The sequence below is a fragment of the Mesorhizobium sp. P2_D5 genome, assembly GCF_056404355.1.
In genome coordinates, this window is record NZ_JBFUEE010000002.1 from 628,886 (window position 1) to 652,169 (window position 23,284).

Below are 23,284 nucleotides of genomic sequence, written 5' to 3' on the forward strand. Positions count from 1 at the left end.
GAGGCGAGCGCCGCGCACTGCGACCGCGCTGGCCCAACCAAAGGTGGATTGTTTCACAGCCTCGCGCACTTAATTGTGCACTGCAATGACAGCCACCTCGACAGCACTACGTTTCGTCATCGCCGGTATGATCGCCATGGCTGTTGCCATGGGCATCGGCCGCTTTGTCTATACGCCGATCCTGCCTGGCATGATGGAGGAGCTCCATCTGTCGCCGGCCGATGCCGGGTGGATCGCCTCCGCCAACTATCTTGGCTACCTTGTCGGCGCGCTGGCGGCGGCGGGCGGTTGGGCGCAGGGACGTGAACGCATGCTGATGCTGGTGGGTCTCGGCGCCAGCACTGCCCTTGCTGCGTTGATGGGACTGTCCGACACCATGGTCGCCTTTCTCGTCATCCGCTTTCTGGCCGGCCTGGCCAGCGCCTTCGTCATGGTGTTCATGGCCAGCATCGTTTTCAGTCATATTAACGCTGCCGGCCGCGGCGACCTGCAGGCGTGGCATTTTGGCGGCGTTGGTCTCGGCATCGCGGTGTCCGCGGCGATGATGGCGGCGCTGGTCACCGGACATGCCGGCTGGGCGGCTGGCTGGCTCTGGTCGGCGGCAATTTCGGCTTGCGGTTTCGTCGTCGTGGCGCTGTTGGCGAACGAAGGCCCACTCGCCAATGGCGACGCCACGCGCGAGCCGGCGCTGCCGAAGGACTGGTCGCTGATGAAGATCATCGTCGCCTACGGCCTGTTCGGTTTTGGCTATGTGGTGACGGCGACGTTCCTGGTCGCCATCGTCCGGCAAGGCGGCGGCAGCCGCGTCTTCGAGGCGATGGTGTGGATGGTCGCCGGCCTTGCCGGTTTTCCCTCCACCTGGCTCTGGCAGAAGATCGCCGCCCGGATCGGGCTTTACGCAGCCTATGCGCTGGCATGCTTCATCGAAGTTGCGGGCGTCACCGCCAGCGTGGCTATCGGCGGACGCACAGGGCCACTGCTTGGCGGCCTGTTGCTCGGCGGCACCTTCATTGCCATCACGGCACTTGGCCTGCAGGCCGCGCGGCACCAGGCGCCAAAAGCGCCGCGGCGTATCTTTGCCTTTATGACGGCGTCCTTCGGCCTTGGCCAGATCATCGGCCCGATCGCCGCCGGGTTGCTGGCGCAGATGTCAGGCGATTTCTTCCTCGCCTCGATCGCCGCCGCAGTGATGCTGGTCGTCTCCGGCGCCATCACATGGTCGGCCGCGCCAAAATCGCCATGATTATAGGGTTGCTCGATGCCGGGCATCGGGTAGGCATTTGCTTTCCACCTAATATGTGACTTTATGCCCGCTAAACCCCGCTGATTTGCGCATCGACCGAGGAATCCCCCACAGTGTTCGTATCCTTCTTCCCGCAGCCGAAGCTTTTTTTCTCTTCGGCAGCCATCTGGAGCCTTGCGGCGATCCTGTTCTGGTTTTTCGGCGGCGAGCAGTTGGGCGCCGTTTTCGGATTGCCGCCGGCCGCGGCTGGCGCGCCCCCCATCATCGGCATCGCCATCCTTTTGTCGCCGCCGTTTCTCTGGTTTTATCTCTACTTCGCGTTTTGCGTGCTCGTCTTCTACGCGTTCTGGAACTGGTATTCGCCGCATCCTTGGCAGCGCTGGTCGATCCTGATGACGGCGGTCATCCTGTTCTTCATCTATTTCAATGTGCAGGTCAGCGTCGCGGTCAACGCCTGGTACGGTCCCTTCTTCGACTATGTGCAGGGGCTGATGTCGGGGACTGGAAAGTCGACCAACGGTGAGTTTTACATCGGGCTGGCCGATTTTTCGTGGCTCGCGCTCGTCGGCATGAATGTGCAGGTGGTCAACGCCTTTATCGTCAGCCACTGGATCTTCCGCTGGCGCACCGCGATGAACAATTATTTCGTCGAGAACTGGGGCAGGCTACGCCATATCGAGGGCGCCTCGCAGCGTATCCAGGAAGACACGATGCGGTTCTCGCAGATCATGGAGGATCTCGGCTCGAGCTTCGTCCAGTCGATCATGACATTGATCGCATTCCTGCCGGTCATGATCCAGTTGCAAGCTCACATCAGCGAGTTGCCGATTGTCGGCGCGATCCCGCAGCCATTGGTTGTCGCAGCCCTGGCCTGGTGTCTGTTCGGGACGATCTCGGTGATGATTGCCGGGCTGAAACTTCCGGGACTGCAGTTTCGCAACCAGCGTGTTGAGGCCGCCTATCGCAAGGAACTTGTCTATGGCGAGGATCATGCGGAGAGGGCCCAGCCAGCTACCACCGCCGAGCTGTTCGCGAACGTTCGTCACAACTATTTCAGGCTCTATTTCCACTACATATATTTCAACGTGGTCCGGTATACGTATCTGCAGGCCGACAACATCTTCTCGCTGCTGATCCTGGGGCCGTCACTGGTGGCGCACAAGATAACCTTCGGCGCACTGAACCAGATCTCGAACGCATTCGGCAAAGTGACGAGTTCGCTGCAGTTTCTGCTCACCTCCTGGTCGACCATCGTCGAGCTGCAATCGGTCCACAAACGCCTGCGCGCCTTTGAAGCGACGCTGCAAGGCGAGCCGCTGCCGCCGATCGATCAGCGCTATCTGGAACGCCAAGGCGCCGAGGACCCGGCTTAAAGAGCTGAGGTTTGGAACCGGGTTGGCGGCTCAGCCGCCAACCGATGCCTGTGTCTCGCCGGCTTTCTGCCGCGAAACATAGTCGCGAAAACTGATGCATTCGACATCGGCCTTGACGCAGACCTCGCCGGCGAAGCGCTCCAGCGCGTTCCAGTAGGCGCCGTCATTCATCAGGGCGAAGTGGAAGCCGAGTTCCAGCGGAATGCGCTTGCCCTGATATTGCGCATCGAAGGCGGTGCGAAAGGCATCGTAGGTTCGGTTGGCGAACCCGTCCGCCTTGCTCGGCCGCTCGAAGCCGCCGGAATGTCTGACATAGAGATTGTAATCCATGGCGATCACTGGCCTCGATTTCGGTCCTTCCGGAATCTGCGGCAGTGAAAAGTGCATGATGCCGTGGCTGGCCGTCGGCCGGGCAGGGCCCTGCGAGACGCCGCTGGCGTCGAATTGATAGCCGGCCGCCGGCAGCGCCTCGTAGAGTGCCTTGCCTGTCGACAAATACGGCGCGCGGAAACCGACCACCGCATGCCTTGCGAAATCGCGCCAGCCGTTGGGTTCGGGCGCGATGCCGTTGATCGCGTAGGCGTTCTCGAGAATGTGCTCGAACGAGCCGAACTCCTTCAGCCAGTCGGCCTTGCTCCAGTCCTTGCCGTCGAAATGGCCGCAGCCATGGCTGGCGATATCGTGGCCCTCATGCGCGGCAAGTCCGATCTGCTCGAGCCGTTCGCTCACTTCCTGCTTGGAGGCGGCAAAGCCGATGTTGGATTTGCCTGATGTCTTGCCGGGCGCCGTGTATTCCTTGCGCGTTTCCGGCGACAGAAGGAACACACAGGACAGAAAATAGGTGAAATGCGCCCCGGTGCGCTGCGCCAGCGCGCGGCTGCGCTTCCACTGCGAAATGTCGCGGGCGCTGTCGAACGAGATGATGACGACCTGCCTGGGCTTTGCCGGCGTCGGTGGCGCCGGCGGATCGGCCAAAGCCACACCGGCGGTGGCGAGCGAAGCGAGGGAAAACGCAACAGCGCGGAACGAACGATACATCGGCAATCTGATCTTGACTCGGAGGATGTCTGGAAGCCGGCTATCGCGCAAATGTGGCGCGGGTACGATTGGCCTTTTGGGCGGCCGGCCCTGGGATTGGGCGATTTTCCCGTCGAACCCCTTCCATGCCGACAAAATTTCGCTAAAACGCGGGCTGACAACGGCCCGAGAGGGCAGGAATGGTTTGATTGATGTCCGACGACAGTTTTATCCGTGAAGTCAACGACGAGATGCGTCGCGAACAGGCGCAGAAGCTATGGGACCGTTTCGGTCCCGCCTTGCTTGTCCTCGCGATCCTCGTGGTGCTCGGCACCGCCGCCTTCGTCGGCTATCGCTATTGGGACGAGACGCGCGCCAATCGCTCCGGCGATGCGTTCTCGCAGGCGCTGAAGCTTGCCAATGACGGCAAGAACGACGAAGCGCTGACCGCTCTCGACCAGTTGGAGAAGGATGGCTACGGCGCTTATCCGCTGCTTGCCCGCATGCGCGCCGCGACTGTCAAGGCCAGCAAGGGCGACGTCGACGCTGCCGTCAAGGACTTCGACGATGTCGCCGCCGACACGGCCATTCCTTCAGGCATTCGCGACATGGCCCGGCTCAGGGCAGCGCTCCTGCTTGTCGACCATGGCTCCTTCGCCGATGTCTCCAGCCGGGTCGAGGCGCTTACGTCAGACACCAACACGCTGCGCCACACGGCGCGCGAGGCGCTCGGTCTTTCCGCCTGGAAGGAAGGCAAGACCCAGGATGCGCTGAAGCTGTTCGACCAGATTGCCGCCGATGACGGCGCCCCGCGCAACACTCGTGAGCGGGCAACCTTGATGTCCGAGCTGATCCGCGGGTCGGGCAGTGCGTCGTGACCTTCAAAGTCGCCATCATCGGCAGACCTAACGTCGGCAAATCGACTCTTTTCAATCGGCTGGTGGGAAGGAAGCTGGCGCTTGTCGACGACACGCCGGGCGTCACCCGTGATCGCCGCGTGCATGCCGCCAAGCTTTACGACCTGCATTTCGACGTCATCGACACGGCCGGCTTCGAGGATGCCGCCGCCTCGACCTTGCCCGGCCGCATGCGGGCGCAGACCGAGATTGCCATCCGCGAGGCCGACCTGATCTTCTTCACGGTAGATGCCAAGTCCGGCCTGATGCCCGATGACAAGACTTTCGCCGAGATCGTGCGCAAGTCCGGCAAGCCGGTCGTGCTGGTCGCCAACAAGGCCGAGGCGAAAGGCGCCCAGGGCGGTATGCTGGAGGCCTGGGAGCTCGGCCTCGGTGAGCCGATCCCGGTGTCGGCCGAACACGGCCAGGGCATGCCCGACCTGCGCGACGCGGTGATCGGAGCGCTTGGCGAGGCGCGCGCCTTTGGTGAAGAAGAAGACGGCGAAGGCGAAGAGGTCGTCGCCGGCGAGGTGCTGATCGGCGAGGACATCGTCGACCCGGATGCGGAGGATGTGCCTTCATACGACGACACCAAGCCGATGCGCATCGCCGTGGTCGGCCGCCCGAATGCCGGCAAATCGACGCTGATCAACGCGCTGATCGGCGAGGAGCGGCTGTTGACCGGGCCGGAAGCCGGCATCACCCGTGATTCCATCTCCGTCGAATGGGACTGGCATGGCCGCCGCCTGAAACTGTTCGACACGGCCGGCATGCGCCGCAAGGCGAGGATCCACGAAAAGCTGGAAGTGATGTCGGTGCAGGATGGCTTGCGCGCCATCCGCTTCGCCGAGATCGTCATCATCGTGCTCGACGCCACCATTCCTTTCGAGAAGCAGGATCTGCAGATCGCCGACCTGATCATCCGCGAGGGGCGGGCGCCGGTGATCGCCTTCAACAAATGGGACCTGATCGACCATCCCCAGGAGCTTCTGGCGGAGTTGCGCGAGAAGACCGAGCGGCTGCTGCCGCAGGTGCGCGGCATCCAGGCGGTGCCCGTCTCGGCCGAAACCGGGCGCGGCCTCGACAAGCTTATGGATGCGGTGCTGAAGACCCACAAGGTGTGGAACAGTCGCGTCTCGACAGGCAAGCTCAACCGCTGGCTGGAAAGCATCCTGGCGCATCATCCGCCGCCTGCCGTCGCCGGTCGTCGGCTGAAGGTCAAATATGTCACCCAGGCCAAGACGCGGCCGCCGGGCTTCGTCGTCCAGTGCTCGCGGCCGGAGGCGATGCCGCAATCCTATGTCCGCTATCTCTCCAACAGCTTGCGTGAAGCCTTCGACATGCCCGGCGTGCCGATCCGCATTGCGCTGCGCACCTCGGACAACCCGTTCGCCGGCAGGGCCAAGAAACGCAGCTGAGCATCTGCGCCTGTCTGGCGCCGATCACGCCACCTCGCGCAAACCGTTTTCGTTGGTCCGCGTATTATCGGGCAGCGCCTGCCGTGCCGCCTGCAGCAATATCTCGGCGAGGCGCGCGACCACCGGCTCGGGTTCGGCATCCTTGCGGTGCAGGAACAACGCCATTTTGGGCAGTGCCGGCAGCCCGGCGATCTCCGGTGTCATCGCGCTGACGCTGGCCGGCAGACCGATGTCGGTGCGGATGGTCAGCCCCAGTCCCGCCGCGACAGCTGCCCAGATGCCGCCAAGGCTTGGGCTGGAAAAGGCCATCCGCCACGACAGGCCGGCACGGTCGAGCGTTTCGGTCGCCACGGTGCGCAAAAGGCAGGGTGCTTCAAGCGCCACAAGCGGCAGCGGCTCGCCGTTGCGCAGGCTGGTCGCGATGCGCTTTGCCGGGCCGATCCAGCGCATCTGCACGTCGGCGACGTGCTCGCTGTAGGGCAGCGTCTCGCCGCTGTGCCAGGCCAGCGCGATGTCGAGGTTGCCTGACATGATCCTTTCCGCGACTTCGTAGCTGCGCGCGATCCTGGCTTCGATCTTGACCTTGGGATGGGCGCGGGCGAAGCGGCCGAGCACGTCAGGCAGCACCGCCTCGCCGAAATCCTCCTGCAGCCCAAGCCGTACCCAGCCTTCCAGCTCAACGTCATGGATGGCGGATGCCGCCTCGTCATTGAGCTCGATCAGCCGCCGCGCATAGCCGAGCATGGTCTCGCCGGCCTCGGTCAAGGCGAGGCCACGTCCCGACTTGCGGAAGATCGGCGTCGCCGCCTGCTCCTCCAGTTTCTTCAATTGGGCGCTGACCGCTGACGTCGATCGGCCAAGCCGGTCGGCAGCCTTGGCGAAGCTGCCCAGCTCCATGCCGGTGACGAAACTGCGGAGAACGTCGAGGTCGAATGTCACGCGTCGCATGGCAATAGTCCTGATTCTCAGGATAGTAAGTCAAAAACTTCCCGATATTCAGCATGAACCTATGGCGGTAAAGACGAGGCGTCAAGGTTCGGATGCAGTCAGACCATCAAGGGAAACTCAGCCATGTCGCTCGTCGCTACGGATTTGAAATGCAGCCAGGGCAGGCCTCGGCAACAGGCTGGCGCAGCCGCCGCTGGTGCCGCGACAGTCCGCTCCAATCATCGCTGGAAGGTGCTGGGCATTGGCGTTGCCGCCAATGCCAGTTTTTCCGCGACCTTCTCCGGCATCCCGGCGACGGCGGTCTTCTTGCGCTCTGGCTACCAGCTCGGCAATGGCCAGCTCGGACTGGTTCTCGGTCTGCTTGGCCTGGGTGTGGCGCTGAGCGAACTGCCATGGGGATTGCTCACCGATCGCTGGGGCGATCGCCGCGTGCTGCTCACCGGCCTCGGCGCCACCGCGGCATGGCTGCTTCTCATGGCATTGCTGGTCGTGCCGTCGCCGGCACACCTTCCCGGGGTCGCGGTTCTGGCCGCCGTGTTGCTTGTCACTGGCCTGCTTGGCGGCAGTGTCAACGGCTCAAGCGGCCGCGCCATCATGGCTTGGTTCCGTGAAGGCGAGCGCGGCTTCGCCATGAGCATCAGGCAGACCGCGGTGCCGCTCGGCGGCGGGCTCGGCGCCTTTGTCCTGCCGTCGCTTGCCTCGGTGCATGGCTTTGCAGCGGTCTACGGCTTGCTGGCCGCATTCTCCGCCGTCACGGCGCTTTTCGCGTGGCGCTGGTTGCACCAGCCACCAATCGGCGAAGACGCGACGTCCGCCAGCGACGCCATGGTGTCGGCCGGCCCGACACCGCTGCGCAATCCGGACGTCTGGCGCATCGCAATGGCCATCGGCCTGCTCTGCGTCCCGCAAGTGGCGGTGCTCACCTTCGCCTCCGTCTTCCTGCATGATTTCGGCGGCATGGGAAGGGCAGTGATCAGCGCCAGCCTGGCAGCCGTGCAGGTCGGCGCCATGGTCATGCGCGTCTGGAGCGGCCGTTTCACCGACCGTCACGGCAATCGCCGCTCGTTCCTGCGCTTTTTCAGCATGCTGAGCGCAGCCGCCTTTGCCACCCTCATGCTGCTTGTGTTTGTCGCGGCCACCATTCCCGGCTGGCAGCCTATGCTCGCGACAACGATCGTTGCCGTCCTGATCCTTGCCGGCATCTGTGTTTCAGCGTGGCACGGCGTTGCCTATACCGAGATTGCCACGCTTGCCGGCGCCAGCAATGCCGGGACGGCGCTCGGTCTGGCCAACAGCTTTGTCTTCGTCGCCTTCTTCCTGGTGCCGATCGCCATCCCCGGGCTTCTGGTCGTCGGATCATGGGCGTGCGTCTGGCTGTCGGCCGCCATCTGCGCGCTGATCGCCCGGCCGATCTTCCTGCGGCCGGCCTGACTTCGCATGCTGACCGCAAAATCGCCCGACTTCGGAACCACGACCTTGAGCCGACTGAGAAAACCCGATCGAACCTGTTAACGTCCCATCAAGGTTAATGCATCATTTTGCTCTCCAGTGGGGTCAGTCGCGTTCCTGGAGAGAGTTCCGTGCATCGACGTGTGTTGAAGCGGCTTGCGGCCGCCGCCGGTGAGAAAAAACGTGGCTTTCTGACCCCGTTCGTCATCGGTCTCGGCATCTGGATCGGCTTTCCGACCGTCGCCGCCTACCAGGACATGACCAGTTTTGTCTCCGGCCTCGAAGCGTCGAACACCCGCTGGAATTCCTATGTCGAGAAATCCGTCGCCGGCTCGACCCATGCGGCCGAGATGCCCTTTGTCGATTCCGACGTCACCGGTTCCATCTCCGGATCGGGCGTCCATCTGGCCGGCGTCGGCAACGTGTCGTTTCGTGGCAAGGGCGGCAAGGTCAGCGGCACGCCCGACGAGGATCGCATCGTGCGGGCCGACAAGAAGGGCCGCATCGTCCAGGTTTCTCCCGTCGCGCCGCCGAAGAATTTCAATGCCGGTTCGATCTTCGAGCGCACCTCATCCTTGCTGCGGCCCAGCATGGACAGCGGCTTGAAGATGGCTTTCGCCAAACCGCAGATCAAGGGCAAGGAAATCCAGATCGCCGCGGCATTCCATGCGCGTGAGGACAAGAAGCCGGATCCCGGCGTGCCGGCCATGCTTGCCGCGCTGGTCAACAACGACCATCCCGATGTGCTGGCGACCGCCTATGCGCAGGCCGAGCCCGACTATGCCAAGGCATCGCCCTTCGAAGCCCTGCTTCAGGACGAGCAGCCCAATGACGGTCGCTTCATCCCGCCGATGGCCAAGGGCGACCATTCCTGGATCCAGAACCCGCTGCCGGCGAGTGTCTTCTCCAAGAAGGAGCAGGCATGCCTTGCCAACGGCATCTATTTCGAGGCGAGAAGCGAATCCGTGCGCGGCCAGGCCGCCGTCGCTCAGGTCATCCTCAATCGCGTCCGCAACCCGGCCTATCCCAATTCGATCTGCGGCGTCGTCTACCAGAACGACAGCTGGTTCAACCGCTGCCAGTTCTCCTTCGCTTGCGACGGCAGGAGGAAGCGCATCGACAGTCCCGCCGCCTACAAGACCGCGCAGGATATCGCCATGGCCGTCACCGCGGGCAAGATCTTCATCCCCGAGGTCGGATCGTCGACCCACTACTACGCCCAATATGTCCATCCCGGTTGGGCGCGCACGATGCAGAAGATGACCAAGATCGGCCTGCATATCTTCTACCGCACCTATGGCGGCGGCTGGAGCTGAGCACCGCACAGTCACCGATCTTTTCGCGCTGCGTGCAGCCGATCGAAGAGCCAATGCCGGGGGGATTCGTGCAGCGCATCCCCGTCGTCGTGGCGGGCACGATGTCGCACCTTTATAACCAATTGATTTTGTTGCCTAAAATACATGACAATGAACTTCCGCCCGTGGCTTGACTGGCGCAAACCCTCTAACTATGTTGCCGGCGACTTTAGAAGCGGACGGACGGTGACGGTCTGACCGGGCAGGGGGGTTGCGATGGCCGATAAAAACAGGCCAGACGGAACCGGAGAAACCGGCCGCGGCAAGCAGCATGAAGCCGAAATCCGCGACGACGATCTTGAGCGCCGCCGGCGTGAACTTGAAGCATCGCTTGCGACAAGGCGGCCGGACCGGCTCGAGGGGAAAGACGACGCGAAAGCGGGCAGTGTGGCCGGTTATGGCCAGGCGCTCAAACTCTCTAGCGAGTTCATCGCCGGAGTGGTGGTGGGTGCCGGCATCGGCTGGATCATCGACCGTCTGGCGGGGACATCGCCATGGGGTCTGATCGTGTTTCTGCTGCTGGGTTTTGGCGCCGGCGTGCTCAATGTGATGCGTTCCGCGGGCGTTGTGGCAGAATTCGGACAGGGCGATAAATCGCGCCGTGACCAGGACGACAGGAAATGACCGCGCTTCATGTGTGGTAATGGTAACGAAGCCGTACGCGGCATTGACGGGGTTTGAACGTGGCAGCTGACAAGGTCGATCCGATCCACCAGTTCCATATCAACAAGCTGATACCGATCGAGATCGGCGGCTACGACCTGTCTTTCACCAATTCCGCACTGTTCATGGTCGCAACAGTGGTCGTTGCGGCGGCATTTCTGTTTCTCACCACCTCGAGCCGCAGCCTGGTTCCGGGCCGCCTTCAGTCGGTCTCCGAGATGGCCTATGAGTTCGTCGGCAACATGTTGCGCGATGCCGCCGGCACGCAGGGCATGAAGTTCTTCCCGTTCGTGTTCTCGCTGTTCATGTTCGTGCTGGTCGCCAATCTGCTTGGCCTGTTCCCGTATTTCTTCACCGTCACCAGCCATATCATCGTCACCTTCGGCCTCGCCGCCCTGGTGATCGGAACCGTGGTCGTCTACGGGTTCATGAAGCATGGTCTGGGCTTCCTGAAGCTGTTCGTGCCGCATGGCGTGCCGGTGTTCCTGCTGCCACTGGTGGTGCTGATCGAGGTGATCTCCTTCGTGTCGCGCCCGGTCAGCCTCTCGGTTCGTCTGTTCGCCAACATGCTCGCCGGCCACATCACCCTGAAGGTGTTTTCTGGATTTGTCGTCAGCCTGAGCGCGCTGGGCGCAGTCGGCGTCGCGGGCTCGGTCCTGCCCCTGGCAATGGCGGTGGCCCTGACGGCACTGGAACTGCTGGTCGCTTTCCTGCAGGCCTACGTCTTTGCGGTGTTGACCTGCATGTACCTCAACGACGCCCTGCATCCCGGGCACTGATCAAGAGTTTCCGGCCCAAGAGTTTCCAACATTGGCGCCGGATTGAATCGCAACGGAATTTTAGATCCAAAGGAGTTGAACAAATGGACGCAGAAGCAGCAAAGTACATCGGCGCCGGCATCGCTTGCCTGGGCATGGGTGGCGCGGGCATTGGCCTCGGCAACATCTTCGGCAGCTACCTGGCGGGCGCTCTGCGCAACCCGTCGGCTGCTGATGGCCAGTTCGGCCGTCTGATCTTCGGCTTCGCCGTGACCGAAGCTCTGGGCATTTTCTCGCTTCTCATCGCGCTTCTGGCCCTGTTCGGCTGAGCTAAGCGTTGGGAAGATTGGACAGGCCGGCCGCGCAAGCGGCAGGCCTGAATTTCGGGGATAGTCCATGTTCGTGACATCTGCCTTCGCGCAAGAGTCCGCACCTGCAGCCGACACCAGCCACGCTGCGACGGAAGGCGACACGCATTCCGGCACCAGCGTGCCTGCCGAAGCGCACGGCACCTTTCCGCCATTCGATCCTGCGACGTTCCCGTCGCAGCTTCTGTGGCTGGCGATCACTTTCGGGCTGTTCTACCTCTTCCTGAAGCGGGTCGCGATGCCGCGCGTCGCGGGCATCATCGAGGTCCGCAACGACCGCATCACGCAGGACCTCGACCAGGCTAGCAAGTTGAAGGGCGAGGCCGACGCTGCCGTTGCTGCCTACGAGCAGGAACTGGCGGAAGCCAAGACCAAGGCCAACGCGATCGGCCAGCAGGCCGGCGATGCGGCCAAGGCCGAAGCCGAGACCGCACGCAAGAAGGTCGAGGCGGCCCTCGACGAGAAGCTTGGCGAGGCCGAAGCCCGCATTTCTTCCATCAAGGCCAATGCCATGAAGGAAGTCGGCAGCATTGCCGAGGACACCGCTTCGGCGATCGTCGAGGCACTGGTCGGCGGCAAGGCCAGCAAGGCCGAGATCGCGGCCGCGGTCAAATCCGTGGCCCGGTGAGGAGCGCATCATGGATTACACATCTCTCGCGACGCTCTGGGCAACGATAGCCCTCATCATCTTCCTCGGCGTTGCCGTCTACATCAAGGTGCCTGGCATGATCGCCAAGGCGCTCGACGCCCGCGCCGCCAGGATCAGCAACGAGCTGGATGAAGCGCGCCGGCTGCGCGAGGAGGCCCAGCAGTTGCTCGGCCAGTACCAGCGCAAGCGCAAGGAAGCCGAGCAGGAGGCCGCCGACATCGTTGCGGCCGCCAAGCGCGAAGCCGACATGCTTGCTGCGGAAGCGCACAAGAAGACCGAGGACTATGTCGCCAGGCGCACAGCACTTGCCGAACAGAAGATCGGTCAGGCCGAGCGCGACGCCATCAGCGAAGTCCGTGCCAGCGCCGTCGACATCGCCGTCGAGGCTGCGCGTGCGCTGCTCGCCGGCAAGATGGACGCCAAGGCCGGCGCCGACCTCTTCAAGGCATCGCTGGCGGATGTGAAGTCCAAGCTCAACTGAGCTTGTTGCATCGAGCAAAGATCAAAGCCGCCGGGAAACCTGGCGGCTTTTTTGTTGTGGAAAACTATCCGCTCAATCCAGGCCGGCGAGGCTCTCGTCTTCCGCCACTTCCGTCCCGCCAAGCCTGAACGGCGCGAAGGAAACGCGGTGCAGCCGCGCCACCGGCCCATGTGCTTCGATCGCCGTGCGATGGCGGGCCGTGGCGTAGCCCATGTGGACCTCGAACCCGTAGCGACCGTGATGGTTGCCGCAGCCGCACATCATGCGGTCGCGCATCACCTTGGCGACGATCGAGGCGGCGGCGATCGATTGCGAGCGCTGGTCGCCCTTGATCAGTGCGCGCCCCGCGCAGGGCAACCCTGGCGGCACGTCGCGCCCGTCGGCGAGCGCGAGCTTCGGTTGGACCGACAGCCCGACCAGGGCGCGACGCATCGCTTCCAGGCTGGCCTTGAGGATGTTGCTGCCGTCGATGCCCTCGGCGCTGATGGACGCCATCGAAACGCCCAGCACCGAGCCAAGAATTCGTACGAACAGCGCTTCGCGTTGCAGATGGCTGAGACGTTTGGAATCGTCGAGCCCGTCCGGAATGTTGGCGGGGTCGAGCACCACCGCCGCCGCGACCACCGGCCCGGCCAGCGGACCGCGGCCGGCCTCGTCCATGCCCGCCACCGGCCACAGTCCATCGGCCATCGCCTTCGTCTCGAAGGAGAAATCGGGTTTCTCGATGATCTCAAAGAGAAGCGGAGAATCGGAACGCGCGCGAGCCATGTTGCGGCGAGGTTCGCATCGGCTCCGATTCTCCGCAAGTCCCTCCGGGTCGGGTGGGGCGCCGGACCGGGAGGGCACCGTCTGCAGGCCGGGGCAGGCCGGACGGGATTCTTGTGTCGCGACAGGTCAAACCGCCGCGGTGAATTGTTTTCAAAGCAGGGTCAGCTGCACCTGGTCCTTGCCGCCGGCCACGAACTGATCGGTCCGAAGCGTGCGCCGTTCGACGTTGAGGCCGAGCCGCTTGGCGGTGATCTCGAAGCGCCGGCCGATCTGCCAGGCGTAGGGACCAGCACCCTTCATGCGCTTGCCCCATTCCGAATCGTAGTCCTTGCCGTCGCGCATCGAGCGGATCAGCGACATCACGTGGCGGTAGCGGTCGGGATAGTGGCGCAGCAGCCAGTCCTTGAAGATCGGACTGACCTCCAGCGGCAGGCGCAGCACGACATAACCCGCTTCGCGCGCACCAGCGGCGCGTGCCGAATCGAGGATGCGTTCCATCTCCTGGTCGGTCAGGCCGGGGATGATCGGCGCCACCATGACCGAGGCCGGAATACCGGCATCCGAAAGCTGTCGGATCGCCTCCAGCCGCTTGGTCGGCGTCGAGGCGCGGGGCTCCATCGTTCTGGCCAGCATGCGGTCGAGCGTCGTCACCGACAGCGCCACCTTGGCCAGCCCGCGCTCGGCCATGCGCGACAGGATATCGATGTCGCGCGTCACCAATGCGGACTTGGTGACGATGCCGACCGGATGGCCGCGCGCTTCCAGCACTTCGAGGATCTCGCGCATGATCCGGTATTGCTTCTCGATCGGCTGGTACGGATCGGTGTTGGTGCCGATCGCGATGGTGCGCGGCTGGTAGCTGTCCTTCGACAGTTCCTTGTCGAGCAGTCGCGCCGCATCCGGCTTGGCGAACAGCTTCGATTCGAAATCGAGGCCCGGCGACAGGCCCATGAAACTGTGCGTCGGCCGGGCAAAGCAATAGACGCAGCCATGTTCGCAACCACGATAGGGATTGATCGACCGGTCGAAGGAGATGTCGGGCGATTCGTTGCGGGTGATGATGGTGCGTGGCTTCTCGACCTGCACCTCGGTCTTGAAGGGCGGCAGTTCCTCCAGCGAATTCCAGCCATCATCGAAGACATGCCGGCTGACCGGCTCGAACCGGCCGGATGGATTGATGCCCGCCGACCTGCCGCGATTGCGGTCCGGACGGACACGCACGCCACTCTGCTCGATCATAGCATTGGCCATCTCGGCTCTTCCAGCTCCGAAAGCTGCAATGTCGGCGCGCACGATCTGTTCCATCTTCGCCCGCTCCCAGGGACTGTCCATGTTGTGTCGAATCGCTCTGTTCATGAAATTATTCCTATTTCGTCGATGAGAACAAAGCAAGAACTTTCTATGGTGCATGGCAAAAACTGGCGCTGCGTTCGGCTTTCCGCTATTCGGCTAATGATGCTCAGTGTCCTGATCGAAACCCGCAATGACGAGGAGGGCCTCGCCCGCACGCTCGCCTCGCTGATTGGCGGCGCGGTCGAGGGCGTGGTGCGTGACGTCCTCGTCTGTGACACGGGTTCCACCGACCAGACGCATCGTGTTGCCGAGCATGCCGGCTGTCAGTGCGTAACTGGCGGTATCGCTGCGGGCATCCGCCAGGCCAAGGGTGACTGGCTGCTGCTCCTGGAGCCGGGCTCGCGGCTGATGGATGGCTGGATCGATGCGGTCGTTGCCCACACGGCCAGGCAGACAATGGCGGCACGCTTCTCGCGGGCGCGGGGCAGCCGCACACCGTTCCTGGCCCGGGTGTTTTCGGGAAACCGCGCCTTGGCCGATGGATTGCTGATCAGCAAGCTTCAGGCCGCGGCAGCGTCGAAGCGGGCCGGCAGCGCCGAGGCCATCGCACGCGGCCTCGCGGCAAAGCGGCTCGACGCCGAAATCTGGGTGGCACCGCCGAAGCAGCGCTCCCCGGAGTGATCTTTTTGCAGCTGCTCTCTTCATTGTGCATTGCACAAAATCTGACGCGAGGTTAGTTTCCCGTTCAGACGGGTGGATTGGGTTGGGGTCATGCCGAGTGATGAGCACCGATGCGGCATCGGCGCCACGCTCATAGCCGAGGACCCGATGAAGCTTTCAACCCCCGACAAATCCGGCGCTGCCAGTCTTGAGGCCGTTGCCCGCAACGGCAGCCTGCTGCGCCGCATCGCCGTGCGCATTCCGACCTATCTGACGGACCTGCGCGAAAACCCTGCCTGGCTGCCGATGTTCGTGCTGGCGCGCACAATGCCAGGACGCCGGATGCATTGGCTGGGCGCAAAACGCGCTCGTCCGGCCCATAATTCTGGGGATACGATGTTTGCCGGCGTCGACCGCGAAGCCGTTGTCGAATCGTTGCGCTCCGACGGGCTGTTTTCGGGCCTGGTGCTGCCACCGGCGATCCATGAAGAGATCGCCAGTTTCGCCCAGCGAACGCCTTGCTTCGGCAATTTCGACCGCCGTCTCGAATTCATGCCGGGTGAACATGCCGAGGCCGAAAAGCGCTTCGGCCGCTCACTGCTCAGCGGACATTTTTTCGAGCGCATCCTCGACTGCCGGGCGGCACTCGCCATCCAGCGCGATCCGCTCCTTCTGGATATTGCGGCGCACTATCTCGGCGGCCAGGCAAAACTGATCACCACGCGCGTCTGGTGGAGTTTTCCGACGGGTGAGGCTTCGGACGCCGACAAGAACCTTGCCTCGCTCGGCAAGTATCATTTCGACCTCGACGACTGGCGCATGCTGAAATTCTTCTTCTATCTCAAGCGGGTCGACGCCGACACCGGCCCGCATGTCTATGTCCGGGGCAGTCACAAGCGCCGCAGCCTCAAGCATCAGCTCACCTTGCTGGTCGGCCATCCCGCACAAGAGGTTCTGGATGTCTACGGCGAGCACAGCCCGGTGACGCTGACCGGTGAAGCCGGTCTCGGCTTCGTCGAGGATCCGTTTGGCTTCCACATGGGCACGGTGCCGGCGCGCACGCCGAGATTGATGATGGAGGTCGGCTTCGGCGTATCGCCGCCCTCACGCCGGCGCTTTCATGGCGAGCCGGTCATCCGCTGAGAGGGAACCATCCCAGCTCATCTCGACAGGCATCCAACGCGCGGCGAATGACACTTCGAAGGGCGCACGCGGTGTTCTGCTGGCGAAACCGAGGTCGGGCGCTTGAACTGCTTGCTGTTTGGCGTTAACCGCGCCGCAGATGCTCGTCCAGGCGCGGCATGATCTCGACGAAGTTGCAGGGCATGTGCCGGTAGTCGAACTGCGCCTTCAGGATGCCGTCCCAGGCGTCCCTGCAGGCGCCGGGCGAGCCCGGCAGCACGAAGACGAAGGTGGCGTTGACGACCCCGCCGGTCGCCCGGCTCTGGATCGTCGAGGTGCCGATCTTGTCGTAGGAGATGCGGTGGAAGACTTCCGAAAAGCCGTCCATGCGCTTTTCGAAGATCGGCTCCAGCGCTTCCGGCGTCACGTCGCGGCCGGTAAACCCGGTGCCGCCAGTGGTGATGACGACGTCGATCGCAGCGTCCCGCGACCAGCCGAGCACCTTGTCGCGAATCTTTTCGCGGTCATCGGTGACGATAGCGCGGGCGGCGAGGACGTGGCCGGCTTCCGTGATGCGGTCGGCCAGTGTCTGGCCGGATTTGTCGTCGGCGAGGCTGCGTGTGTCCGAGACGGTCAGCACCGCGATGCGGATCGGGATGAAAGGCCGGCTCTCGTCAATCCTAGCCATCTCAGCCAGCCTCCGATGTCATGCTGCGCGTCGCGGCGACGAACCAGTCGGGCTGGCGGCTGCGGATGTCCGCGGCAGCGCGCTTGGCGACATTGCCGGTCTCGAACAGGCCGAAGCATGTCGCGCCGGATCCGGACATCCGGGAGAAACCCGATCCAGCCTTGTTAAGCCAGGAAAGCGCTCTGCCGATGGCGGGCTGCATCGCCAGCGCCGCAGGCTCAAGATCATTGCGGGTGATCTCCAGCCAGTTGCGCAGGCTATGGAAGTCGATGCTGCGCGGCAGCGGCGGCAGTGGCTCATTGTCGCGACGGGAAAGCGCTGCAAACACCTCGGCGGTCGAGACGGCCGTTCCGGGATTGACCAGCACCAGCCCCAACGCCGAAAAATCCGGCACCATCGACAGTTCGTCGCCGATGCCACGCGCGACCAGCGGCTTGGCCGCCAGGCACATCGGCACATCGGCGCCAAGCGAAAGGCCGATCCGCGCCAGCTCAGTGCTGTCCATGTCTAGGGCCCATGTCTCCGCCAGCCCGCGCAGCACGGCTGCCGCATCGCTCGAGCCGCCGCCGACGCCGGAGGCAACCGGCAGGTTCTTTTCGAGCCGGATGGCGACCGGCGGGGTTCTCTTGGCCCCAGCCTCTCTTCGCAGCGCATCGCGGGACTTAAGCACGAGATTGCTGGCGTCGAGCGGAACGGCCTGCGCGTAGCGGCCAGACACGGTAAAATCGTCGCTGTCGGCGAGCGCGATTTCGACCCGGTCGCCAAAACGCGTGAACACCGCCAGGCTTTCGATCAGGTGATAGCCGTCAGGGCGCCTGCCGGTGACATGCAGCGCCAGATTGATCTTGGCGTGCGCATGCCAGATGCGCGACCCGATCTCGGTGTCCACGGCGTCAGTCGTATGCGGGATGATGCTCAGTCCTTGGCCAGCCGGTATTCGCCGGTCTTCGGATCCTTGACCAGCGTACCCATGGCACCGTTGGCTGCCTGCTTTTCCGTGCGCCGCACCTTGGCGGTCACGCGCTCGGCTTCCCGGATGAAGGTGCGGTAGCCGAAATAGGCGGCGACGCCAACGACGGTGAAGAAAATGATCTGCGGCATGTCAAAACTCCTCCCACGCTGGGCGGCGGCCGGTCGGGTCGGTTCATGCATGTCGCCCAAAAGTGGATCCGGTTTTAGGAAAGCGACATGCATAAGACTTCAAGCTCTCATGCTAGACGGTTTTGCCGGTTTTTCAAAGCCCGAACCGTGCCCACAACGCGCGCTCTTCCGCCGCATCGATCACGCCGCTGGCGGCTGCCGCGGCGATATCGGGCGCTGAAAAGCCCTTGCTCGAGCCGAATAGGCCGAAGCGGCTGAGGAAACCGCGCGGCGCCGTGACCAGCCTGAGCTGGGTCTTCGCTCCGAACCGGGTCTTGAGCACCGTGCGCATGTCGCCGAGTGCATCGACCAGGCCGAGTTCGAGACCCTTCATGCCGGTCCAGAACAGACCGGTGAACAGGTCCGGATCGTCCTTCAGCTTCGCGCCGCGCCTTTCCTTGACGAGGTCGATGAACGTGCCGTGCACCTCGAGTTGCAGCGCTTTCAGGCGCTCGACGTCTTCCTTCTTCTCCGGCTTGAACGGATCGAGCACAGCCTTGTTCTGCCCGGCGGTGTGGACACGGCGCTCGACCCCGATCTTCTTCATCAGTTCCGGGAAACCGAACGAGGCCGACACCACGCCGATCGAACCGACGATGGAGGACGGATCGGCGAAGATCTCGTCGCCGGCGACCGCGATCATGTAGCCGCCCGATGCCGCGACGTCTTCGACGAAGACCAGCACCTTTTTGTTCTTTTCGCTCGCCAGGTCGCGGATACGCTTGAAGATCAGCCGCGATTGCACCGGCGAGCCGCCCGGCGAATTGATCGAGATGGCGACCGCCGGCGCGTCGTAGGAAAACGCCTTCTCGATAAGGCCGGCGGTCGAGGCCAGCGACAGACTCGGCCGGAACTGGCCACCCCCCGGCATGATGGTGCCGTGCAGCCGGATGACCGGAATGGTGACGACGGTTGAGCGCCAGGACTTCGGCAGCAGGCGGTTGATTAGTCGTTTCACGAGGGCGCGGTCTCCGGTCGATAGGTTGCAGGCATGTAGGAACTCCCCGGCCAACGGCAATGCGGCCGGTAAGAATAGCTCAGTCTCCGAACAGCGAGGCGAGGCCGTTGGCAATCATTTCGCTGCGCTCATCAGGTCCGTCGCCCGATTGCGGATGAAGCATCAAGGGAGGGCGAATGGCGAGCTTCCCCCGCGCCCCGAGCGCAGCCCTGACGACGATGCGGATCGCCGCCGCGTCGGGGCGGGGATGGACAGCGAGGATCTCGGCATCGCCGAAGCGGCCGGAGAGCGCATCGAGAATGGCGCCGAGCTGCTCGGGCCGGGCGATGACTGCGAGGCCGCCGCGCGGCCTGACCACGGCGGCAGCACTTCGGATCCAGCTCTCGAACAGTCCGTCCTCCGTGACGTGGGCTTCCTTTCTCAGGCGATCGGGCGTGGCACGGTCCCGTGCAGCGTTGAAAGGCGGGTTCATGATGACGAAGTCGAAGTCGTTGTCGGCGAGGCCGGCCGCCGCCCGCGCCCGTCCCGATACGGTGACATCGGCGATGAGCACAGAGGCACGGTCACTGAGATGGGCATTGCCGGGATGGGCAAGCGTTGCTGCGGCGAAAGCAGCCATTTCCGGCGCCCGTTCGACGAGCACGGCCGCGGCCGCCGGGCAGCGCGACAGCACCGCAAGGCCGGCGGCCCCGGCGCCGGCGCCGAAATCGGCGAGACGTCCGCCAAAGGAGGATGGCACGGACGCCGCCAGCATCATGGCGTCCATGCCGGCGCGATGGCCGCCTTGCTTGGGCTGCACGAGCCAGAACCGGCCGCGATGGAAGGCATCGACCGTATGGGCCGGCGTGTCCGGGGCAAGGGTGGCCGGCGCGGCGGACATTATTTCCCGCGGATCTCGTTGGCGATGCCGGCATCCGTCAGGATGCGTCGTGCCGCGTCGGCCTGGTCGGCATCGACCATGATGCGTCGCGGCAGGATGCCGAGCGAGCCGTCGAGCACGCTCATATTCTGGTCGGCGACGAAGCAGCCGATGCCGGCATCGCGCATCAGCGATTCGACAAAGGAGATGATGACGGCGTCGTTGGTGCGAATGAGCTCTATCATCGGGCGAAACTCTCAGTTTGCGGCGCATATGTAAACGGGCAGGCGGATTTCCGTCACCAAGCAGACCTGCTCTTTCGGCAGGGTTGACAGGCTGTCATCGCCGCCGCGCCAATTCGCCACTTGCCGTGGCCGTGTCTAGCGCCCTAGAGTCCCTGTAGGGACCAAGGGTGCCGTCGCACGCGTTATACCAAGACGGGAGTGATTGTCGTGGGTGTCGTTCTCAACATCGAAAACGGGAAGCGGGAACCCGCCTCCATCAAGGATTTGATCGATCTGACGGCCGCCGACATGGGTCGCGTCAACGAATTGATCCTGTCCAAGGCCGGCTCCGACGTCGAGATGATTCCGGAGGTTGCCAACCATCTGATCTCGTCCGGCGGCAAGCGGCTGCGGCCGATGCTGACGCTCGCCGCCGCGCAGATGTTCGGCTATGTCGGCGAGGGCCACGTCAAGCTCGCAACGGCGGTCGAATTCATGCACACGGCAACGCTTCTCCACGACGATGTCGTCGACGAAAGCGGCATGCGGCGCGGCAAGAAGACCGCGCGCATGATCTGGGGCAACCAGGCGAGCGTCCTGGTCGGCGACTTCCTGCTCGGCCAGGCCTTCCGCATGATGGTCGATGTCGGCTCGCTCGAAGCGCTCGACATCCTGTCGAGTGCGGCCTCGATCATCGCCGAGGGCGAGGTGATGCAGCTCGCCGCCGCCAAGAACCTCGAAACCACCGAGGACGAGCATTTCGCCGTCATCAAGGCCAAGACCGCGGCGCTGTTTTCGGCCGCTGCCGAGGTCGGCCCGGTCATTGCCCAGGCGACACGCAACGACCGTGCCGCACTGCGCTCCTACGGCATGAACCTCGGCCTTGCCTTCCAACTGATCGACGATGCGCTGGACTATGGCGGCACCAGCAAGGATCTGGGCAAGAATGTCGGCGACGACTTTCGCGAGGGCAAGGTGACCTTGCCGGTCATCCTCGCCTACCGGCGCGGCACCAAGGCCGAGCGCACCTTCTGGAAGCGTGCCATCGAGGACAATGTCGTCGATGACGCCGGCCTGGAAAAGGCGATCGGCCTGATGACCCGCCACGGCGCGATCGCCGACACGATCGGGCGTGCCCGCCACTTCGGCGAGATCGCCCGCGACGCGCTGGCGCCGCTGGAAGCGACGCCGCAGAAATCGGCGCTGATCGACGTCATCGATTTCTGCATCAGCCGGGTGAACTGAGCGGCTGGCGTTTCGACAGTGGACAGTAAATCCGTTACTGCTCCTTCTTGAACAGGTCCTGGAAGATCAGCCGGCCCCAAATGCGGCCGCGTGCGTGCACCAGCGCGCCACCCTCGTTGAGCTTTCCCAGCTTGACGGGTGCGAACCCGAGTTGTTTGGCCAAATCCGCCACGGGAGCGATCGCGTCCTCGTCGTCGCTCGACAGGAAGACCACCCGGTGGCCGCCTTCGACGATCGGATCGGCAGCCAGGGTGGCCGCAACCAGATGATTGAAATCTTTCACGAACTTGGCGCCGGTGAACGACTTCGCAACGAAGGCGGAGGACGGAAGGCCGTCCAGCTCCCCAAGGGGAACCAACGCGTTCATCGCGTCGATGACCGTCTTGCCTTTCCAGCTCGGCAGGGCCTTCGCAACCTCGCGATGTTCCCCGAACGGGACCGCCAAGATGATTGTGTCGGCCTCGAGTGCATCCCGCAGCGACTCGGCGACGACCGTGGGTCCAATCGCCCGAGCCTGCGGCGCCAACGCCTCGGGCGGCCGGCTGCTCGCGACGGTCACGTCGATGTTTTTACGGGCGAAGGCGTGGGCGAGGGCCTGGCCTATCTTACCGAATCCTACAATCGCATAGCTCATAATACTTCTCCGATCCGTGTCGATAATGATTCCCCGGCCTTCAACGGCGGCGGCTATCCGTTCTGCTGTGTGGCGACCTTTGCGTAGACGTCCGGCCGTGAACGACTTCGCGGCCGGACGGTCAGCCGCTTCCGTGATCGGGCGCGATTTCAGATGGCCGAGAAGCCGCCGTCGACAGACAACTCCACCCCATTCACGAAGCTCGAATCGTCTGAAGCAAGAAACAGCGCGACCGCCGCAATTTCCTCAGGACGCCCCATCTTTCCCCGCGGGATCAGAGATTCGAACATCCGCTTGGCCTCCTCGGTGAGAACTTGGTCCTGCATCGGTGTGGCGATCGGCCCCGGGCTCAGCACGTTCACCCGGATATTCCTGCCCTTCAGTTCGTTGAGCCAGGTGCGTGCGAATGAGCGCAACGCTGCCTTGCTCGCCGCATACACGCCGTAACCAGGAAAACCTTTCACCGAAGCAACTGACCCGGTCATGAAGATCGATCCGCCATCGTTGAACAGCGGCAACGCCTTCTGAACTGTAAACAGCGTGCCGCGCGTATTCAGGCCGAAGGCCGCATCAAAATGCTGTTCGGTAATCTCCCCCAGTGGGACGGCTTCGCCCATGCCGGCGCTCGCGTACAGGACGTCGATCCTGCCCTTTTCCCGCTTGACTGTATCGAACAGGCGGTCGAGGTCGTCGAGATTGGCCGCGTCGCCACGCACGCCGGTCACGTTCCGGCCAATCAGCTTGACCGCCTCGTCGAGCGCCTCCTGCCCTCGGCTCGTGATGAAAACATAGGCGCCTTCTTCAACGAACCGCTTGGCGCTCGCCAGCGCCATGCCGCTCGATCCGCCCGTGATGACCGCAATCTTACCGTCCAGCTTTCCCACGATTTTTCCTTTCAGGCTCTGCCTTTGATCGTTCGGGAAGAACCCCGAGAGCCTCGAAATAAGTCTGCCGGGGTCAGCCTTTGAGTGCGGAAACGCGCACATCGGTGGTGCAAAATCGATCCGGCTGGACGACGGACGCCAGCCGCGACGACCGGTGTGCGCCATTCAGGATTGGGCCGCGCTTGTCGGCA

At 63.6% G+C, this 23,284-nt stretch carries 26 protein-coding genes; 14 read left to right on the forward strand and 12 right to left on the reverse strand.

The features are described 5' to 3' along the window. Positions 1-85: 85 nt before the first annotated feature. Together AC1DYW_RS09695 and sbmA are read left to right on the forward strand one after the other, a co-directional pair. Positions 86-1,243, forward strand: a complete 1,158-nt coding sequence (locus tag AC1DYW_RS09695; protein ID WP_477225987.1) for a YbfB/YjiJ family MFS transporter — start codon at positions 86-88, stop codon at positions 1,241-1,243. Between the two features lie 113 nt (positions 1,244-1,356). Beyond that, the gene (sbmA, locus tag AC1DYW_RS09700; RefSeq protein ID WP_477225988.1) at positions 1,357-2,616 is read left to right on the forward strand and encodes a peptide antibiotic transporter SbmA; all 1,260 of its coding nucleotides are present in this window, start codon (positions 1,357-1,359) and stop codon (positions 2,614-2,616) included. Positions 2,617-2,646: 30 nt separating this feature from the next. On the opposite strand, the gene AC1DYW_RS09705 is transcribed toward sbmA, so the two are convergent. Continuing rightward, positions 2,647-3,654 (reverse strand): polysaccharide deacetylase family protein, encoded by a 1,008-nt coding sequence (locus AC1DYW_RS09705; protein WP_477225989.1) that lies wholly within the window; start codon positions 3,652-3,654, stop codon positions 2,647-2,649. Between the two features lie 191 nt (positions 3,655-3,845). Between AC1DYW_RS09705 and AC1DYW_RS09710 the strand changes: the two genes are divergently transcribed. Together AC1DYW_RS09710 and der are read left to right on the forward strand one after the other, a co-directional pair. Continuing rightward, positions 3,846-4,511 (forward strand): tetratricopeptide repeat protein, encoded by a 666-nt coding sequence (locus AC1DYW_RS09710; RefSeq protein WP_095091881.1) that lies wholly within the window; start codon positions 3,846-3,848, stop codon positions 4,509-4,511. Further along, entirely contained in the window at positions 4,508-5,947 is a 1,440-nt protein-coding gene (der, locus tag AC1DYW_RS09715; protein ID WP_477225990.1) for a ribosome biogenesis GTPase Der, read from the forward strand. Before AC1DYW_RS09710 ends, der begins: the two co-directional genes overlap by 4 nt. A 24-nt stretch (positions 5,948-5,971) precedes the next feature. Here the strand turns inward: der and AC1DYW_RS09720 are convergent, their stop codons facing one another. Continuing rightward, positions 5,972-6,895 (reverse strand): LysR substrate-binding domain-containing protein, encoded by a 924-nt coding sequence (locus AC1DYW_RS09720; RefSeq protein WP_477225991.1) that lies wholly within the window; start codon positions 6,893-6,895, stop codon positions 5,972-5,974. Positions 6,896-7,018: 123 nt separating this feature from the next. On the opposite strand from AC1DYW_RS09720, the gene AC1DYW_RS09725 reads away from it, so the two are divergent. From AC1DYW_RS09725 to AC1DYW_RS09755, 7 genes are all read left to right on the forward strand, one after another. Further along, entirely contained in the window at positions 7,019-8,326 is a 1,308-nt protein-coding gene (locus AC1DYW_RS09725; RefSeq protein WP_477225992.1) for an MFS transporter, read from the forward strand. 149 nt (positions 8,327-8,475) lie between these two features. Next, positions 8,476-9,660 carry a cell wall hydrolase gene (locus tag AC1DYW_RS09730; RefSeq protein ID WP_477225993.1) on the forward strand — a complete coding sequence of 395 codons (1,185 nt, stop codon included), beginning with the start codon at positions 8,476-8,478 and terminating at the stop codon, positions 9,658-9,660. A gap of 255 nt (positions 9,661-9,915) precedes the next feature. Beyond that, positions 9,916-10,323 (forward strand): AtpZ/AtpI family protein, encoded by a 408-nt coding sequence (locus tag AC1DYW_RS09735; protein ID WP_457154877.1) that lies wholly within the window; start codon positions 9,916-9,918, stop codon positions 10,321-10,323. A 59-nt stretch (positions 10,324-10,382) separates the two neighbouring features. Continuing rightward, entirely contained in the window at positions 10,383-11,141 is a 759-nt protein-coding gene (locus AC1DYW_RS09740) for a F0F1 ATP synthase subunit A (protein WP_095091979.1), read from the forward strand. Positions 11,142-11,224: 83 nt separating this feature from the next. Beyond that, the gene (locus AC1DYW_RS09745; protein WP_006206606.1) at positions 11,225-11,449 is read left to right on the forward strand and encodes a F0F1 ATP synthase subunit C; all 225 of its coding nucleotides are present in this window, start codon (positions 11,225-11,227) and stop codon (positions 11,447-11,449) included. Positions 11,450-11,516: 67 nt separating this feature from the next. After that, entirely contained in the window at positions 11,517-12,116 is a 600-nt protein-coding gene (locus AC1DYW_RS09750; protein ID WP_477225994.1) for a F0F1 ATP synthase subunit B, read from the forward strand. A gap of 10 nt (positions 12,117-12,126) precedes the next feature. Then, positions 12,127-12,618 carry a F0F1 ATP synthase subunit B gene (locus tag AC1DYW_RS09755; protein ID WP_095091887.1) on the forward strand — a complete coding sequence of 164 codons (492 nt, stop codon included), beginning with the start codon at positions 12,127-12,129 and terminating at the stop codon, positions 12,616-12,618. 72 nt (positions 12,619-12,690) lie between these two features. Here AC1DYW_RS09755 and AC1DYW_RS09760 read toward each other — a convergent pair whose 3' ends face one another. Both AC1DYW_RS09760 and AC1DYW_RS09765 read right to left on the reverse strand, forming a co-directional pair. Next, positions 12,691-13,386: a ribonuclease HII gene (locus AC1DYW_RS09760; protein WP_477225995.1), complete on the reverse strand. Its 696-nt coding sequence runs from the start codon at positions 13,384-13,386 to the stop codon at positions 12,691-12,693. Positions 13,387-13,536: 150 nt separating this feature from the next. Then, positions 13,537-14,691 (reverse strand): PA0069 family radical SAM protein, encoded by a 1,155-nt coding sequence (locus AC1DYW_RS09765; RefSeq protein ID WP_477226421.1) that lies wholly within the window; start codon positions 14,689-14,691, stop codon positions 13,537-13,539. A 150-nt stretch (positions 14,692-14,841) separates the two neighbouring features. Here AC1DYW_RS09765 and AC1DYW_RS09770 point away from each other — a divergent pair, with 150 nt between their 5' ends. Both AC1DYW_RS09770 and AC1DYW_RS09775 read left to right on the forward strand, forming a co-directional pair. After that, positions 14,842-15,360 carry a glycosyltransferase gene (locus AC1DYW_RS09770; protein WP_477226422.1) on the forward strand — a complete coding sequence of 173 codons (519 nt, stop codon included), beginning with the start codon at positions 14,842-14,844 and terminating at the stop codon, positions 15,358-15,360. Positions 15,361-15,507: 147 nt separating this feature from the next. Then, entirely contained in the window at positions 15,508-16,482 is a 975-nt protein-coding gene (locus AC1DYW_RS09775) for a hypothetical protein (RefSeq protein WP_477225996.1), read from the forward strand. Between the two features lie 124 nt (positions 16,483-16,606). Here AC1DYW_RS09775 and moaB read toward each other — a convergent pair whose 3' ends face one another. The 6 genes from moaB to AC1DYW_RS09805 form a co-directional block, all read right to left on the reverse strand. Further along, positions 16,607-17,149, reverse strand: coding sequence for a molybdenum cofactor biosynthesis protein B (gene moaB / locus AC1DYW_RS09780; protein ID WP_477225997.1), 543 nt, complete (start codon positions 17,147-17,149; stop codon positions 16,607-16,609). Between the two features lies 1 nt (position 17,150). Next, on the reverse strand, positions 17,151-18,038 hold the full coding sequence (locus AC1DYW_RS09785) for a 4-(cytidine 5'-diphospho)-2-C-methyl-D-erythritol kinase (RefSeq protein ID WP_457155269.1): 888 nt from the start codon (positions 18,036-18,038) through the stop codon (positions 17,151-17,153). Between the two features lie 26 nt (positions 18,039-18,064). Further along, positions 18,065-18,250 (reverse strand): membrane protein, encoded by a 186-nt coding sequence (locus AC1DYW_RS09790; protein WP_027023000.1) that lies wholly within the window; start codon positions 18,248-18,250, stop codon positions 18,065-18,067. Positions 18,251-18,383: 133 nt separating this feature from the next. Further along, positions 18,384-19,247: a S49 family peptidase gene (locus AC1DYW_RS09795; RefSeq protein WP_477225998.1), complete on the reverse strand. Its 864-nt coding sequence runs from the start codon at positions 19,245-19,247 to the stop codon at positions 18,384-18,386. 79 nt (positions 19,248-19,326) lie between these two features. Further along, on the reverse strand, positions 19,327-20,127 hold the full coding sequence (locus AC1DYW_RS09800) for a tRNA1(Val) (adenine(37)-N6)-methyltransferase (protein WP_457153156.1): 801 nt from the start codon (positions 20,125-20,127) through the stop codon (positions 19,327-19,329). Beyond that, complete coding sequence (locus AC1DYW_RS09805; RefSeq protein ID WP_091576439.1) at positions 20,127-20,351, reverse strand: putative signal transducing protein; 225 nt, start codon at positions 20,349-20,351, stop codon at positions 20,127-20,129. The genes AC1DYW_RS09800 and AC1DYW_RS09805 overlap by 1 nt, the downstream gene beginning before the upstream one ends. Before the next feature lie 207 nt (positions 20,352-20,558). Here AC1DYW_RS09805 and AC1DYW_RS09810 point away from each other — a divergent pair, with 207 nt between their 5' ends. Beyond that, on the forward strand, positions 20,559-21,575 hold the full coding sequence (locus tag AC1DYW_RS09810; RefSeq protein ID WP_457153155.1) for a polyprenyl synthetase family protein: 1,017 nt from the start codon (positions 20,559-20,561) through the stop codon (positions 21,573-21,575). A gap of 34 nt (positions 21,576-21,609) precedes the next feature. Here the strand turns inward: AC1DYW_RS09810 and AC1DYW_RS09815 are convergent, their stop codons facing one another. Further along, positions 21,610-22,209 carry an NADPH-dependent F420 reductase gene (locus tag AC1DYW_RS09815; RefSeq protein ID WP_477225999.1) on the reverse strand — a complete coding sequence of 200 codons (600 nt, stop codon included), beginning with the start codon at positions 22,207-22,209 and terminating at the stop codon, positions 21,610-21,612. Positions 22,210-22,358: 149 nt separating this feature from the next. Continuing rightward, a complete protein-coding gene (locus AC1DYW_RS09820; RefSeq protein WP_477226000.1) occupies positions 22,359-23,093 on the reverse strand; it encodes an SDR family NAD(P)-dependent oxidoreductase in 735 nt (244 codons plus the stop codon). Between the last annotated feature and the right edge of the window lie 191 nt (positions 23,094-23,284).